13 protein-coding genes are annotated in these 15,098 nt (G+C 38.1%); 4 read left to right on the top strand and 9 right to left on the bottom strand.

Annotation, left to right across the window (positions count from 1 at the left end):
• Window positions 1–59: 59 nt before the first annotated feature.
• The 3 genes from recG (at window position 60) to E6C50_RS00660 (ending at window position 4,109) form a co-directional block, all read left to right on the top strand.
• The gene (gene recG / locus E6C50_RS00670; RefSeq protein WP_136401282.1) at window positions 60–2,162 is read left to right on the top strand and encodes an ATP-dependent DNA helicase RecG; all 2,103 of its coding nucleotides are present in this window, start codon (window positions 60–62) and stop codon (window positions 2,160–2,162) included.
• A 59-nt stretch (window positions 2,163–2,221) separates the two neighbouring features.
• Window positions 2,222–3,085, top strand: a complete 864-nt coding sequence (locus tag E6C50_RS00665) for a bestrophin family protein (RefSeq protein ID WP_136401281.1) — start codon at window positions 2,222–2,224, stop codon at window positions 3,083–3,085.
• A gap of 106 nt (window positions 3,086–3,191) precedes the next feature.
• The gene (locus tag E6C50_RS00660; protein ID WP_136401280.1) at window positions 3,192–4,109 is read left to right on the top strand and encodes an AraC family transcriptional regulator; all 918 of its coding nucleotides are present in this window, start codon (window positions 3,192–3,194) and stop codon (window positions 4,107–4,109) included.
• Here the strand turns inward: E6C50_RS00660 and E6C50_RS00655 are convergent, their stop codons facing one another.
• On the bottom strand, window positions 4,110–4,487 hold the full coding sequence (locus E6C50_RS00655) for a DUF779 domain-containing protein (RefSeq protein WP_136401279.1): 378 nt from the start codon (window positions 4,485–4,487) through the stop codon (window positions 4,110–4,112).
• A gap of 82 nt (window positions 4,488–4,569) precedes the next feature.
• Window positions 4,570–6,075: an aldehyde dehydrogenase family protein gene (locus tag E6C50_RS00650; protein ID WP_136401278.1), complete on the bottom strand. Its 1,506-nt coding sequence runs from the start codon at window positions 6,073–6,075 to the stop codon at window positions 4,570–4,572.
• 252 nt (window positions 6,076–6,327) lie between these two features.
• On the opposite strand from E6C50_RS00650, the gene pheT reads away from it, so the two are divergent.
• On the top strand, window positions 6,328–8,754 hold the full coding sequence (gene pheT, locus E6C50_RS00645) for a phenylalanine--tRNA ligase subunit beta (protein WP_136401277.1): 2,427 nt from the start codon (window positions 6,328–6,330) through the stop codon (window positions 8,752–8,754).
• Between the two features lie 68 nt (window positions 8,755–8,822).
• Here pheT and E6C50_RS00640 read toward each other — a convergent pair whose 3' ends face one another.
• The 7 genes from E6C50_RS00640 to E6C50_RS00615 form a co-directional block, all read right to left on the bottom strand.
• Complete coding sequence (locus E6C50_RS00640) at window positions 8,823–9,281, bottom strand: HAD domain-containing protein (protein WP_136401276.1); 459 nt, start codon at window positions 9,279–9,281, stop codon at window positions 8,823–8,825.
• 9 nt (window positions 9,282–9,290) lie between these two features.
• Window positions 9,291–9,716 (bottom strand): hypothetical protein, encoded by a 426-nt coding sequence (locus tag E6C50_RS00635; protein WP_230978927.1) that lies wholly within the window; start codon window positions 9,714–9,716, stop codon window positions 9,291–9,293.
• Between the two features lie 167 nt (window positions 9,717–9,883).
• Window positions 9,884–10,450, bottom strand: coding sequence for a fasciclin domain-containing protein (locus E6C50_RS00630; RefSeq protein WP_136401275.1), 567 nt, complete (start codon window positions 10,448–10,450; stop codon window positions 9,884–9,886).
• Between the two features lie 123 nt (window positions 10,451–10,573).
• Window positions 10,574–11,365, bottom strand: a complete 792-nt coding sequence (locus tag E6C50_RS17895; RefSeq protein WP_230978926.1) for a T9SS type A sorting domain-containing protein — start codon at window positions 11,363–11,365, stop codon at window positions 10,574–10,576.
• Window positions 11,366–11,431: 66 nt separating this feature from the next.
• Window positions 11,432–12,793, bottom strand: a complete 1,362-nt coding sequence (locus E6C50_RS17890) for a leucine-rich repeat domain-containing protein (RefSeq protein WP_230978925.1) — start codon at window positions 12,791–12,793, stop codon at window positions 11,432–11,434.
• Between the two features lie 182 nt (window positions 12,794–12,975).
• Window positions 12,976–14,007 carry an MvdC/MvdD family ATP grasp protein gene (locus E6C50_RS00620; protein ID WP_136401274.1) on the bottom strand — a complete coding sequence of 344 codons (1,032 nt, stop codon included), beginning with the start codon at window positions 14,005–14,007 and terminating at the stop codon, window positions 12,976–12,978.
• 89 nt (window positions 14,008–14,096) lie between these two features.
• A complete protein-coding gene (locus tag E6C50_RS00615; RefSeq protein ID WP_136401273.1) occupies window positions 14,097–15,071 on the bottom strand; it encodes an MvdC/MvdD family ATP grasp protein in 975 nt (324 codons plus the stop codon).
• Between the last annotated feature and the right edge of the window lie 27 nt (window positions 15,072–15,098).

The following is a 15,098-nucleotide window of genomic DNA, read 5'->3' as shown; positions in this document are numbered from 1 at the left end:
AAATTTCCCAATTAAAATCTATCTTCGTAATGTGATTTATTACTAATCGTGATTCCTGAATGAACAACCTTCTCGAAACTCCCATAGAATACCTCAAAGGCGTTGGTCCACAACGCGGGGAGTTATTACGTAAAGAGTTAAACATTCATCGCTATGCCGACCTGCTGAATCTCTATCCGAACCGTTATATCGACCGTACGCGCTACTATAAAATCAACGAATTGCAAAACAGTAATTCGGAAGTACAAATTGTAGGGCGCGTGATCCATATTAAAACCGTCGAACAGAAACGTGGCAAACGGCTGGTGGCGACTTTTGTAGACGATACCGGCGAAATGGAACTGGTTTGGTTTCAGGGGCAGAAATGGATTCGTGAAAGTCTGAAGTTAAATAGCGTTTATGTTATTTTTGGAAAAGTAACCGCTTTTAACGGTCTGTTTAATATGGCGCATCCGGAAATGGAATTACTCGCCGATCACGAAAAGAGCTTACGCTCGGCCATGCAATCCGTTTATCCGTCAACCGAAAAACTAACGCAAAAAGGGATTACCAATAAAACGGTAAACCGCCTGATGCAACAATTGTTTATCGAAACCCAGGCGTTATTTAAAGAACCCTTGCCAGCGAATCTGATCGACGAATTAAAGCTGATTCCGAAAAATGTCGCTTTATTCAACATCCACTTCCCGAAAAGTCAGGAGCTGTTGGCAAAAGCGCAATTCCGATTAAAATTTGAAGAGTTGTTTTTTATTCAATTACAACTCATCACCAAAAACCTCATCCGGAAACACAAAATTAAAGGCCATCCTTTTGATAGTGTTGGCGCGTATTTTACAACTTTTTATAATCATCACCTTCCATTTGACCTGACAAATGCGCAGAAAAAGGTTTTAAAAGAAATCCGCAACGATCTGGGAAGCAACGCCCAAATGAACCGTCTTTTACAAGGTGATGTAGGATCCGGCAAAACCATCGTTGCTCTAATGACCATGCTATTGGCTTTGGATAACGGTTTTCAGGCCTGTTTAATGGCGCCTACGGAAATACTGGCCAATCAGCATTTTTTAGGAATCCGCGAACTGGCTAAAGACCTTAATCTGAATATTAAAATTCTAACCGGTTCCACTAAAACAGCCGATCGGAAAATCATTCATGAAGAACTGGAAAACGGGAGTCTGCATATTATAATCGGAACGCATGCTTTGTTGGAAGACAAAGTAAAATTCCACAATCTCGGACTCGCAATTATTGACGAGCAACATCGTTTTGGTGTCGAGCAACGTTCTAAATTATGGAAAAAAAACACCATTCCGCCACATGTACTGGTAATGACCGCTACGCCTATACCGCGAACACTAGCGATGAGTCTTTATGGCGATCTGGATATTTCGGTTATCGACGAACTTCCTCCCGGCCGGAAACCTATACAAACCGTACACCGTTACGATAGTAACCGACTAAAAGTTTGGAAGTTTCTTAAAGATGAAATCGCCAAAGGCCGACAGATTTATATCGTATATCCGTTGATTCAGGAAAGTGAAAAAATGGATTACAAAGACCTGATGGACGGTTATGAAGGGATTTCACGGGACTTTCCGTTACCGCAATACAGCGTGAGTATTGTACACGGACAAATGAAACCGGCCGAAAAAGATGCTGAAATGGAACGGTTTGCTTCCGGAAAAACCAACATCATGGTCGCCACTACGGTTATCGAAGTAGGTGTAAACGTTCCAAATGCCAGTGTAATGATCATTGAAAGTGCCGAACGTTTTGGTCTGTCGCAATTACACCAGCTCCGCGGTCGTGTGGGACGAGGTGCCGAACAAAGTTATTGTATTCTAATGACCGGTCATAAACTGAGTAATGATTCGAAAATACGAATCGAAACCATGTGTCGTACCAATGACGGTTTTGAAATTTCGGAAGTCGATCTAAAGCTTCGCGGACCGGGCGATATTATGGGAACACAACAAAGTGGTGTACTCAATTTACAGATTGCCGATCTGGTAAAAGACCGGGATATTTTACAATTGGCCCGCCATGAGGCCATCCGACTTTTAAAAGACGATCCGTCGATGAACAAACCGGAACATCAGGTTTTAAAGCAGGTTTTTATTGAATTATCCAAAAAAAGAAACATTTGGAATCATATCAGTTAACCTTATTTAAAACTTCATATAAAGTAAATTAAAGCAATGTATTACAAACAAATAAATATATGGTAGCCTACAATCCTAAAGACTGGATTACATTTATTTTCCGTTTCCACAAAGCGGATACCTTTCGCCAGTTAATACCTATGATGATCACTATTGGACTTTATTCCGCAGGTGTTGGTTACCTCGAAATGGAATACTGGAAACTGACGGAAAGCAGCCATGTCAAGAACGTCACCATCATGCATAATATGTTGGGTTTTGTAATTTCCTTATTACTGGCCTATCGTACCAATACTGCCTACGATCGTTGGTGGGAAGGACGAAAATTATGGGGCGGATTGGTCAACAATAGTCGGAATTTGTCTATAAAACTGGCTGCGATGCTAAAAGACGAACGCGACCGCAACTACTTTCGTACGATGATACCGGGGTATGCCTCTATTTTAAACCGTCATTTAAAAAATGCCGACACCGGCAAACAGTTGGCTGAAGATTTCGACCTCAGCCTGGATCATAATAAGCACAAACCGAATCAGGTAGCACGTATGCTTTTTAATAAAATCAACGAGCTGTACGATTCCAAAAAGATCACCGGCGACCAGTTAATCGTCCTAAATAGCGAAATCCAGTCGTTTACCGAAATCTGCGGTGCTTGCGAACGGATTAAAAACACGCCTATCCCCTATTCGTACAGCGCATTTATCAAAAAATTTATCTTTTTTTATGTGATGACACTTCCGTTTGGTTATGTATTTAGCCTTGGCTATTATGTCGTTCCGGTAGTGGTTTTTATTTTTTATGTATTAGCGAGTCTTGAATTGATTGCCGAAGAAATTGAAGATCCGTTTGGGGATGATGCCAACGATTTACCTACAGCCAAAATCGCCAGCAATATTAAAATCCATGTAGAAGAAATTCTATAAAAGAACGTTAATTTCGACAACTATTTTTTCGTATCGGGATATTTTCAGTAAATTTAGTAGCTTGTTTTTTTCAGGCTAACGGAATGTTTATTTTGAAAGAATCCCGATGAGTTTATCCAGATCCTTATTACCAACACCGCGTTTGACTCAGGAAAAGTCACTTAAGACTTTAGTTGAAAACAGAACCATTTACTCGCTAAATAACTGCGAGTTAAATATTTTTGAAACGTATAAAACCACCGAAATGGTTCCGTTAAAGTTTAACGACCTGGTGGTTACCAGTATGTTGCGCGGTAAAAAAGTAATGCATCTGTTTGACGAACCCGGTTTTGTATACCTGCCGGGCGAAACCGTAGTGGTTCCTTCCAATGTGGAAATGAAAATTGATTTCCCTGAAGCGTCTCCAAACAATCCGACACAATGTTTGGCATTAGCTATTGATCAGGCAAAAATTAACGAGACGTTGCATTTCCTGAACGAACGCTATCCCAAAGACAGTGATTTCTGGAAACTGGATCACGAAAATTATTTCTTTTATAACAATATCGAACTGGCCACCACCATTAGCAAACTGATCAAAGAATGCATGAGCACTTCGATCACCAAAGATGCTTTGGCCGACCTGACGTTGCAGGAATTACTCATTCGCATTATTCAGACACAAACGGTAAAAGCGATCGACACCAACACTTTTCTAAATACTAACAGCCCTATTGTTCCGGTGGTGGAATACATCCGAAAAAATCTTCAGGGCAATATCAATTTAAAAGATTTAAGCGATAAAGCCTGTATGAGCACTACTTCTTTCTATCGTTTTTTTAAACGTGAATTAGGTATGAGTCCGATCGAGTTTATCTTAACTGAAAAGATCAAACAGGCCAAACAATTATTAAAAAATCCATCGTTACAAATCAATGAAGTTTGCTTCCAATCGGGTTTTGAAGATTGCAATTATTTTATCCGACTGTTTAAAAAATACGAAGGAATCACTCCAAAACAATACCAGCTTCTTTATATCAGCTAATCATTCATCCTCCTTATAACGCAACGGCTCCAGATTAGCGCGCTCTTCGTCCGTAAACAAACGGGAATGAATAATAAAACGCTTGCCATACGGAATTTCCAGTGAAAAACTCGCACCGCGTCCTGCGACCACATCCAACGTTAAATGCGTATGTTGCCAGTATTCAAACTGATCTTTACTCATCCAAAACGGACATCCGGCAACTTTACCAAGGCAAACATCGCTATAGCCCAGTTTAAATTCACCTTCCGGAAAACACATCGGCTGTGATCCGTCGCAACAGCCACCACTCTGATGAAACATCAGGTCTCCGTTACGGGATTTTAATACTTCTACTAAAGCTATTGCCGCTTCTGTTATATCAACTCGTGCTACCATTTTATTATTTTTAAAAACCCGACAGAATTACTCCTGCCGGGTCATTGGGGGAAACCTAATGGGGATTTGTTTTTGAAAAATATTAAAAGAATCCTAGTTTATTTTTATCATATGAAATCAGCATGTTTTTAGTCTGACGGTAATGTTCCAGCATCATTTTGTGGTTTTCTCTTCCGAATCCGGATTTTTTATAACCTCCAAACGGTGCATGTGCCGGATACGCATGATAATTATTAACCCAAACCCTTCCGGCCTGAATCGCTCTCGGAACCTGATACAACTCATGTGCGTCACGTGTCCAGACACCAGCACCTAATCCGTATAATGTATCGTTGGCAATAGCAATTGCCTCTTCCGTGTCTTTAAATGTGGTTACACAAACTACCGGGCCAAAAATCTCTTCCTGGAAGATTCGCATTTTATTGGTTCCTTTAAAAACGGTCGGCTCAATGTAATAACCTCCGGAAAGCTCCCCTTCCAACTGATTACTATTTCCTCCAACCAACACTTCAGCACCTTCTTCTTTTCCAATTTTCAGGTACGATAGGATTTTTTCATATTGATCATTTGAGGCTTGCGCGCCCATCATCACGGTTTTATCCAACGGATGTCCTATTTTAATCGCTTTTACTCTTTCAATTACTTTCGCTATAAAACGATCATAGATAGCTTCGTGCACTAACATACGTGACGGACACGTACAAATTTCGCCCTGGTTTAACGCAAACATCACCGCACCTTCTACCGCTTTATCAAAAAAGGCATCATCAGCATCGGCTACGGATTTAAAGAAAATATTCGGTGACTTTCCGCCTAACTCCATTGTCGACGGGATGATGTTTTCTGCCGCATACTGCATGATCAACCGACCTGTCGTTGTTTCTCCGGTAAAAGATACTTTCGCAATACGAGGTGAAGTCGCCAATGGTTTTCCGGCTTCAATTCCGAATCCGTTTACAATATTGATCACTCCCGGTGGTACGACATCTTTAATCAGACCCATTAATACCAAAATCGAAACCGGTGTTTGCTCCGCTGCTTTTACAACGGTACAGTTACCCGCCGCAATAGCCGGTGCGATTTTCCACGTGGCCATTAACAATGGGAAATTCCACGGGATAATTTGCCCGACAACTCCTATTGGTTCGTGCAGACAAATACTTACGGTGTTCTCGTCGTGTTCGGATATCGTTCCTTCTTCGGCACGGATTACGCCGGCAAAATAGCGAAAGTGATCAATACAAAGAGGCAAATCGGCCGCCAGGGTTTCGCGAACCGCCTTACCATTATCTATCGTTTCTACGGTAGCCAGATATTCTAAATTGGCCTCCATAACATCGGCAATTTTATTTAATACCAGACTTCTATAGGCTGGCGATGCTTTTCCCCAGGTTTTAAACGCTTCGTGGGCCGCATCAAGTGCTAAATCAATATCTTCTTTGGTCGATCGGGCCGCTTTAGCAAACACTTTTCCGTCAATTGGGGATACATTATCGAAGTATTCGCCTTTTACCGGAGGAACAAATTTACCTCCGATGAAATTATCATATTTTTCTTTAAATTGTGGTCTTTGAATTACATTGCTCATAAAATTGTTTTTTGCGTTTATTCAAATTTACGGGCTCTGCAAACAGTAAAATAGCATTATTCTTTCAATCAATAGCATATTTTTTTCAGTTGCATTTTTTTTGTTTTAATTTTTTAAACATTCCCTTATAAATCCTGCGATTTCACAAACAATCGTCAATCTAAAAAAGATCATATCCGGTTTAAAAAAGCGCAACTTTTCTTTATTCTACGCTCGACAATACTTATATTTGCATCCTTAAATTTTTCTGCAATGCGTATATCATACAATTGGTTAAAACAATTCATAAAATTAGATTGGAATTCTGAAGACACCGCTGCTTTACTAACCGACTTAGGTCTGGAAGTAGAAGGCGTGGATAAGTATGAAAGTTTAAAAGGAGGACTTGAAGGTGTTGTTGTGGGTCATGTACTGACTTGCATTCCGCATCCAAATGCCGACCGATTACGGGTAACTACCGTTGATCTGGGCGATGGTACTCCGGTACAGATTGTATGTGGTGCACCGAATGTTGCTGCCGGACAAAAAGTTGCCGTAGCAACCATCGGAACCAAATTATACGACAAAGAAGGTGTTGCTTTCGAAATTAAAAAAGGGAAAATTCGCGGTGAAGAAAGTCACGGGATGATTTGTGCCGAGGATGAATTAGGTTTGGGCGAAGGCCATGACGGAATTATGATCCTTGCCGAGGATTTAAAACCGGGCACACCGGCTTCTAAAGTTTTTAATATTGAAACGGATGAAGTTTTCGAAATCGGATTAACGCCAAACCGTGCCGATGCGATGAGTCATTTGGGTGTTGCCCGTGACCTGAGAGCCGGATTGATTCAGAAAAACATCAATCATACGGAATTGATCACTCCTTCTGTAAGCAAATTTAAAGTTGAAAAACGTACCTTAAAAATCGACATTAAGGTCGAAGACAATAAACTGGCACCACGTTATTGCGGTGTTACCATTTCTGGTATTACGGTAAAAGCATCACCGTCTTGGTTGCAAAACCGTTTGAAAGCAATCGGATTAACCCCGAAAAACAATGTCGTTGACGTTACCAATTATGTTCTACATGAACTGGGACAACCACTACATGCGTTTGACGCCGCAAAAATAAAAGGTGGTAAAGTAACGGTTAAAACCGTTGCAGCCGGTACCAAATTCGTTACGCTTGACGATGTAGAACGCACCTTGAACGAAGAAGATTTAATGATTTGTGACGATAACGGTCCAATGTGTATTGCCGGTGTATTTGGTGGCAAAAACTCCGGTGTTACCGAAAACACAACTGCGATTTTCCTGGAAAGTGCTTATTTTAATCCGATTTCCGTTCGTAAAACAGCCAAACGTCATACGTTAAGCACTGATGCATCATTCCGTTTTGAAAGAGGTATCGATCCTACAATTACAGAATACGCCTTAAAACGTGCCGCTTTATTAATTCAGGAGGTTGCCGGTGGCGAAATCACTTCCGATGTAATTGACCTGTATCCGAAAAAAATCGAGGATTTTTCCGTGTTGTTAAATTTTAACAACGTAACCAAAATCATCGGACAGGAATTATCCAAAGAAACCATCAAAAAAATCCTGGTTTCACTAGACATTAAAGTAAACAGTGTATCCGATGCCGGTTTGGGATTAACGATTCCTGCTTACCGTGTGGATGTACATCGTGAAATTGATGTAATTGAGGAAATCCTACGGGTTTATGGCTACAACAACATTAATTTTACACCAAAATTAAACGCTTCGATTTCGAATTCGTCCCGTACGGAAGATTATAAAATTCAGAATATTATTGCCAACCAATTGGTTTCACAAGGCTTTAATGAAATGATGGCCAATTCACTAACGTCTCCGGAATATGTAAAATTGTCTGAAAAATTAAAAGAAGAGTTTAATGTATTAATGTTGAATCCTTTGAGCAATGACCTTTCCGCTATGCGTCAGTCGTTACTTTTCAGCGGATTGGAGGCCATTTCGTTTAACATCAACAGAAAACGCAGCGACCTGAAATTATTTGAATTCGGAAAAAGTTATCATAAATTACCATCCGGTTATGAAGAAAACAAACACCTAACCCTGTTTGTTACCGGAAACCGATTAATGGAAAGCTGGATCACTCCGCAACAACCTTCGGATTTCTTCTTATTTAAAGGCTATATAACCGGTATTCTTTCCCGTTTAGGAATTGAGAAAACCACTACGCAACCTTTGGATAATGATATTTTCGCAGAAGGTACCGCGCTATCGGTTGGAAAAGATATTATCGTAGAATTGGGTACGATTAAAAAATCGATTTTAAAGCATTTCGACATCAAACAGGAGGTTTTATTTGCCGATTTTAATTGGAGCGCTATTTTAAAATTGCTTTCCACCAAGATCAAGTTTGTGGAAATCCCGAAATATCCGGAAGTACGTCGTGATTTAGCGTTATTATTAGATCAGTCCGTTGCTTTTGATCAAATCCTGACAATTGCTAAGCAGACTGAAAAATCGCTTTTAAAAGACGTTAATTTATTCGACGTATACGAAGGAAACAACCTACCGGAAGGTAAAAAATCCTACGCGGTAAGCTTTACGATTCAGGATAATTCCAAAACCTTAACCGATGTTCAGATTGATAAGATTATGCAAAAATTACAAGCCAATTTGGAAAAGGAATTGGGTGCTACTTTACGATAAGAACTACCAATACAATACAAAAGTCCCGATTATTCGGGACTTTTTTTGTTTATAACTCGCTTGGTATTTTATTTTAAAATTCTATCCAAATCACTGTAACTGGTTCTATTTAAACCGGTATAAGGATTGGTAAGTAATAGTCTTTCTTTTAAATCTTGAGGCAATCCGTTTAACGATTTGTCATCGTCAATAATAAGCACCTCTTCCGGACTATACTTACATTTATTCATCCAATTCACAATCTCGGTTTTTCGTGTCAATCGTTCTTCCTGCGGAATAGCTAAAATAGAAATCGTATCGGTGTATATCATTCTTCTTTTAAAGATTTCCACCCATTCTAAAACCGGAAAACGAAAGCGATGCGACGTCGATAAAATCAATTCTACTTTTTTTACTTTGCTGATGATCTCATTTAATATTGTAACTGCTATTGTATTAAATTGATAAAAGCCATCCTGTCCCATATCCACTTTTCTTTGTGGATTCGCATGAACCATTACCCCATCAATGTCCAGAAAAATTTTCATTTTAACATTCTAATTTATTTTTTCAAAATCGGAAAGAAAATCATCATTACAATATTTCCTGTTATAAGGACAATTATAATCCCAATCTTCTATTGTATCGATTTTTATATCTTTAAATGACCGTCTTATATCGGAAAAAGAACAACCGGATTTTACCGTGTTAATTGCAATGCCGGCCAATTTATAAGCAATATAACGATGATTACCATCGGTAACTAACTCGTCGTTATTCACTTTAATCGATCCAAACCGATATCCTGCCAAAACCCGTCGGTAGATACGCTTAATTATAGCAAAACACACTACCTGATGTGTAGTGAGATATTCATGACATGAATTCTGTATAAACGCTTTTACTGTAAAAATATCAAGCGCTTCACTTCTCGGATCATTTATATTTTTCTTTTGGCGAAAATTCATTTTATTTACTGGCATAGATATGCTAATTTACAAATAAATCCCTGGAATGAAACTCATTATCAACAAAAAATTATCACCAAAACAAGACATTTTCTTCCCAAAATAATCCTTTTTTATTTCCAAAGCAAAACAAAAAAGTCCCGATAATCGGGACTTTTTCTCTCTAATCATCAAATACAACATTATGATTTCGGTAATAAAACCGCATCTACAACATGAATCACTCCATTCGACTGATTTACATCGGCAATAGTCACTTTCGCGCTTTTACCGTTTTCATCAGTTAGATACAAATCTTTTCCTTTCATCCAGGCAGTTAAGGTTCCACCGCTAACGGTTTTAAGCGTGGCCTTTCCTTTTCCGGATTTAATTGCTTTATCGATATCTGCCGCATTCATTTTTCCCGCCACAACGTGATACGTCAAAATGGTTTGCAGTTGTTTTTTATTTTCGGGTTTTAAAAGTGTTTCCACGGTCCCTTTTGGTAATTTGGCAAAGGCTGCGTTGGTAGGCGCAAATACCGTAAAAGGCCCTTTTGATTCTAATGTTTCCACTAATCCTGCGGCTTTAACAGCAGCTACCAAAGTGGTGTGATCTTTTGAGTTTACTGCATTTTCAACGATGTTTTTAGAAGGATACATCGGAGCACCTCCTACGGTTACGGTTTTTTCTTTTTGTGCAAAAGATGCTGTTCCGAAGAATAATGCGCAAGCCACAAAAGCTACGGATAAAATTTTTGACGTTTTCATAATTGATTTTTTTAATTGTTTATAAAATCATTTACGGAACTTTTATAACTATGGTTTTAAAAAAGATAAAAAAAATCCGGTTATAGTATTTATAACCGGATTTTTATATCATTAATTTTTCTTTTAGTTCTTTATAAACTTAGTATTCGAGCTTCCCTTATCCGAATTAATTTTTACAAAATAATTACCTGATGGCAAATTCGAAACATCTACCGATTTTGTATTCTGTGCATTTGTCACAACCAAAACCTGCTGTCCCAATGCATTATAAATACTAATCGAGCTTATTTCAATATCCGACTTTGCCACTATCGACAAATTATCTTTTACCGGATTTGGATACAAATTAAAATAATTTGAAAACTCAAAGTCTTTCGTATTTAATGCCTGAATCGTAGTCGTTGCTGTATTTGTAATAATCGGATGGTTATAATCAAAATAGATACTGGCAGTATTACTAAAGGTATTTCCTAAAACCAATGTTGGTTTTGTTTTGATTTTAAACGTAATATAGCCATCGTTGTTAGCATCGTCAAATGGTAAGTTTATGTTTTCAAAAATAAATTCCACCTTATTACCCGTAATTTTAGCTACAAAAGAATGACTTCCTTTAATTGGTACTAAAGTATTGATGTCAAATTTTGACAAGTCAATCATATCCTTAACCACGATATTCTGAGCAGGATACGTTCCTGTGTTTTCAAAACGTATCATATAATGGACATAATCACCTACTTTAGCTGGCGGAATAACCGAACCTTCCAGACAGGTTTTATCATTCGGATCAAAAGAATTCACAACTCCCTGATTTAATCTAAAAATATTATCATTAGGCCATATGTCCTGATTTGCAGGATCATTGATAGTAGCCGTATACAGCAACATATCACCCCCATTAATGGCCGGTGTTTCCATCGGAGAATTCAAATTAAATGTAAGATCGATTTCTCTTTTTTCAAAAGGTTGTAAATTCGTAAAACTTCAGGATAAATTATCCGTTGTTTGAGTAGTTGCAACTGGATTGACCATAACTAAATCTAAAACCGCATCGTTAAATACAAAATTTACAGTTCCGGACTGGGTTTGATTCCCTTTATTTTTATAGATGAGTTTATAATCGGCATCAAACCCTGGTCTTGCAGGAGAAACCGGAATTAAAACAATTTCCAGATCCTGATAAACACCATTAGCTGTGATACAGAAATTTTGCTCTAATGGATTCGTCTGCGCCGATAAATTCGCATACACAACCGGTGGTTGTATGTTAAAATAATATGCATTTTCAAAGTTTGGTTGTATTGTGTAATTACCTGCACTTAGAGGCAATGAATAATTACCTGTTGAATCGGTGATCATCGTTCCAATAGAATTAGCGCCACTGGTAATTGAAAAACGCATACCTGTCGGATTAATATCCATATCGTTACAACCGTTATTATCATGGTCGTATTTTATTTGTCCATTAACCGTAAAATACTCCCCTCCGGGTGTAAAAGAACAATAGCTATTAATCATGAAATTGGAATATCCGTTAGAAGTTAAATGCGCCTGCACTGATGATAATTCCTGTTCATCAACACAAACATATCTTAAATCAGGACCCTGTATTTTAAAATGAAATTCATCATACGACACTACTTGTTTTCCATTTTTAATATTAAGAGACTCTAGTGCATCACCACCGCAATAAATTTCTGATTCAAGAGGATTATTACTCAAATCCAAAGACACAATCGGATTGGAGCTACAACGAATTGCTTCTAATTTTACATTTTGACTAAGATCTAATTCCGTAATTAAGGAGTTACGGCAATCCAAATGTCCTAACAATAAATTATTGCTCGTATTTAATGCTGTTAACAAAGTATGTTCACATCTCAAGTAATCAAGTCTTACATTCTGGCTTAAATCAATTGTAGCAATATTATTCTTAGAAAAATCTAACACTTGCAAGTCTAAATTATGACTCACATCCAATGATGTCAATAAATTGTTTTCACAGTTAAGCCACTTAAGTGTTGTATTAGAACTTACGTCTAATGCAGTTATATTATTATTTAAACACTCAAGATATATTAGATTAGTAAAGTGTTCAATACCGGTAAGATCCGAAAGAGAAGCATTAGAAATATACAATTGCCCTATCCTAGCTGCTTCTAAAACAGTTATTTCTCCATCCATATCAGCATCAAGTGGATAATTAAGTGGATCCACTACAACATCATTAGTTATGCCTGCTTGCAGCAATAATGCCTTAAAGTTAGGATCCGGAATATTAATAATCTGTGCATTGGCGGCGGTAAAAAAGCATAACGCCATTACTAAAAAATAAAGTTTTTTCATCCTAAAAAATTAACGCGCAAAATAGATCTTTATACGTAAATACTGACGATAATATTGCACCTAATTACATTTTAGTAACATTATAAATACCATAATCTAAACACGATAATCCCCTTGATTACAAATAGAAATAAAAAAAGCCCCCAATGAGAGCTTTTAATTTTGTATGAGACAAATTTTGTTTATGCTAAACTTTCAATATTATTTTTATCAAAAACTGGAGTATATCTACGGTTTGCTTTTCCTAGCAATACTTTAGCAATTTGCTCAGAAATCGGATTATTTTCCATTAATCGGTCCAACCAGAAAAATTCTCCGGCCGAATTAATTTCCAGGAAATAATAATCATCATCTGGCGTGACGATTACATCAATCGCACCGTAGTTGATTTCATACATATCCATCATTTGTAGCAGCTTATCTTTTAAATCGGAAGGCAATTCATAAGGTATCCAATCTCTTAACAATTCAACACCTTCCCTACGCCAGTCTAACTTGGCATTATCCAGTTTTTGAGAATCGATTTCAAAGGCAAAAACCGCATCTCCTACGATTGTAATTCGCAATTCTACTTTTTTCTCCAGTTTTTCCTGGAACTGCATCGGACAATATTGTAAGGTTTCAATTTCGTCCAGATCCTCTTCCTTGATCAGGTTGGTAAATACCACATTTTCAACTCCGTTTCTTTCGATGGCAAACGAGCTTTGCATTTTGGTAATCACCCCTTTCGGATGCTCTCTTACAAAACGTTTCGCCTCTTGCGGGCTATTGGTAATACAGGTTTCCGGAACTTTCATCCCTAGAAAATCGGCAATACGCATTTGTTCTTCTTTGCTATCCAAACGTCTGTATTTACTATATCTTCCAATTTGGAAACAAGGCAAACTTTCCAGAAAGCCAAAAAAAGTGGCACGGATTTCGCCATATACACTACCCAAATATTCTCTTTCGAGCACTTCACTCAGGTTTCCTCCTAAATTATTACTACGTCTATACCATACCGCCACAATATCATGGAGTCCAACCCGATTTCCTTCATGATCGAGATATATTTTCCATTCTCCGTTTTCAAAACAGCTGCTTAAATTATATTTCAGCGGATATTCATCCACATCAAAACGGATGGGTTCTCCGCCATGTTTTCTAATTTTTTCCGATACGATATCGATGCATTCATTATCCTGAGAATGCGTAATAATCAGTACTTTTCCCATAACTATTTTTTTTTGTTATCTACAGACCCGAACCGGGTGTTTTCAATATAACAGTTATTACTAATTTTCAAATTCAAAGCAAAACTGCCTTAGCAGATTCTTGCTATCAGTTTTTCAGCGATGGTTTGCCCAATCGGGTAACCTAAATCCCGCTGAATCATGCCCCACTCGCCTTGTGGGTTTACTTCCAGAAAGACATATTGTCCCTTTTTTTGGCGAATCATGTCAATTGCCCCGAAATACAAACCGATGTCACGCATCATTTTTTCAAGAGCCAGACAAATTGGTTCCGGTAAGCTATATAATTCCCAGGACGGCATAATATCTTTTGCCGCACGCCAATCGGTTTTTCCGGCTTCAGAAGCCTGGGCATTAATTTTACCGGTAAAAAAAATACCGTCGACATAGATAATTCGCAGTTCATATATTTTTTCGATGTTCTGCTGGAATATCATAGGACAGTACACTAACGTTTCCAAACGCTCCAAATCGGATTCTTCAATTCGGGTTGTTGGAAAAAAAGGAGTATCCCCTTTCATGCTACGGGATAATGAGCCGTGTAATTTAGCAATCATATTGCCGTTGCAAACCGTATGGAAAAACGTCTTTACCTTTTCGGGCTCGTTGGTCATAAGCGTTTCCGGTATGTTTAAGCCCCATTTACGAGCAAATACCAGTTGTTCCAGTTTGTTTTCCCCAATCCGATGATCCAGTTCCATTGGATTCATCCAGGGAAGCTGTCGGAGGGATTCAAAAAAAAGACTACGCATGGTAGTATATTCTTGAAAATAAATATTTTGAAAGGCATCGTCAAGATCATTCGGTACATTGATGTGCCATAATTTCCTATAGTAAACCGCTTCGATAGCGTCCAGAGAAACCAAAACATCATCTTGCTTTAACCGAACAAAGTATCCTTGTTGATCCACCCTATATTCAAATTCCAATTGATCGGAAAAAGTATCCGAATTTAAACGGAAAACCTCTTTTCCGAGTTCTTTTAAACGTTCTATTACGATATCGATCGTATAGAAATCATTACTGTGGCTTATACATAATATCATGGCATACAATAAAAACAGGCAATGCCC

This window comes from Flavobacterium supellecticarium (assembly GCF_004801375.1).
In the GTDB taxonomy this organism is placed as follows: Bacteria; Bacteroidota; Bacteroidia; order Flavobacteriales; family Flavobacteriaceae; genus Flavobacterium; species Flavobacterium supellecticarium.
This window is presented reverse-complemented; position numbering and strand designations above follow the sequence as displayed.

What these genes read in the sequence shown, in the direction of transcription:
- recG (WP_136401282.1), top strand. Translation starts at nt 60, where the DNA reads ATGAACAACCTTCTCGAAACTCCCATAGAATACCTCAAAGGCGTTGGT.
- E6C50_RS00665 (WP_136401281.1), top strand. Translation starts at nt 2,222, where the DNA reads ATGGTAGCCTACAATCCTAAAGACTGGATTACATTTATTTTCCGTTTC.
- E6C50_RS00660 (WP_136401280.1), top strand. Translation starts at nt 3,192, where the DNA reads ATGAGTTTATCCAGATCCTTATTACCAACACCGCGTTTGACTCAGGAA.
- E6C50_RS00655 (WP_136401279.1), bottom strand. Translation starts at nt 4,487, where the DNA reads ATGGTAGCACGAGTTGATATAACAGAAGCGGCAATAGCTTTAGTAGAA.
- E6C50_RS00650 (WP_136401278.1), bottom strand. Translation starts at nt 6,075, where the DNA reads ATGAGCAATGTAATTCAAAGACCACAATTTAAAGAAAAATATGATAAT.
- pheT (WP_136401277.1), top strand. Translation starts at nt 6,328, where the DNA reads ATGCGTATATCATACAATTGGTTAAAACAATTCATAAAATTAGATTGG.
- E6C50_RS00640 (WP_136401276.1), bottom strand. Translation starts at nt 9,281, where the DNA reads ATGAAAATTTTTCTGGACATTGATGGGGTAATGGTTCATGCGAATCCA.
- E6C50_RS00635 (WP_230978927.1), bottom strand. Translation starts at nt 9,716, where the DNA reads ATGCCAGTAAATAAAATGAATTTTCGCCAAAAGAAAAATATAAATGAT.
- E6C50_RS00630 (WP_136401275.1), bottom strand. Translation starts at nt 10,450, where the DNA reads ATGAAAACGTCAAAAATTTTATCCGTAGCTTTTGTGGCTTGCGCATTA.
- E6C50_RS17895 (WP_230978926.1), bottom strand. Translation starts at nt 11,365, where the DNA reads ATGGAAACACCGGCCATTAATGGGGGTGATATGTTGCTGTATACGGCT.
- E6C50_RS17890 (WP_230978925.1), bottom strand. Translation starts at nt 12,793, where the DNA reads ATGAAAAAACTTTATTTTTTAGTAATGGCGTTATGCTTTTTTACCGCC.
- E6C50_RS00620 (WP_136401274.1), bottom strand. Translation starts at nt 14,007, where the DNA reads ATGGGAAAAGTACTGATTATTACGCATTCTCAGGATAATGAATGCATC.
- E6C50_RS00615 (WP_136401273.1), bottom strand. Translation starts at nt 15,071, where the DNA reads ATGATATTATGTATAAGCCACAGTAATGATTTCTATACGATCGATATC.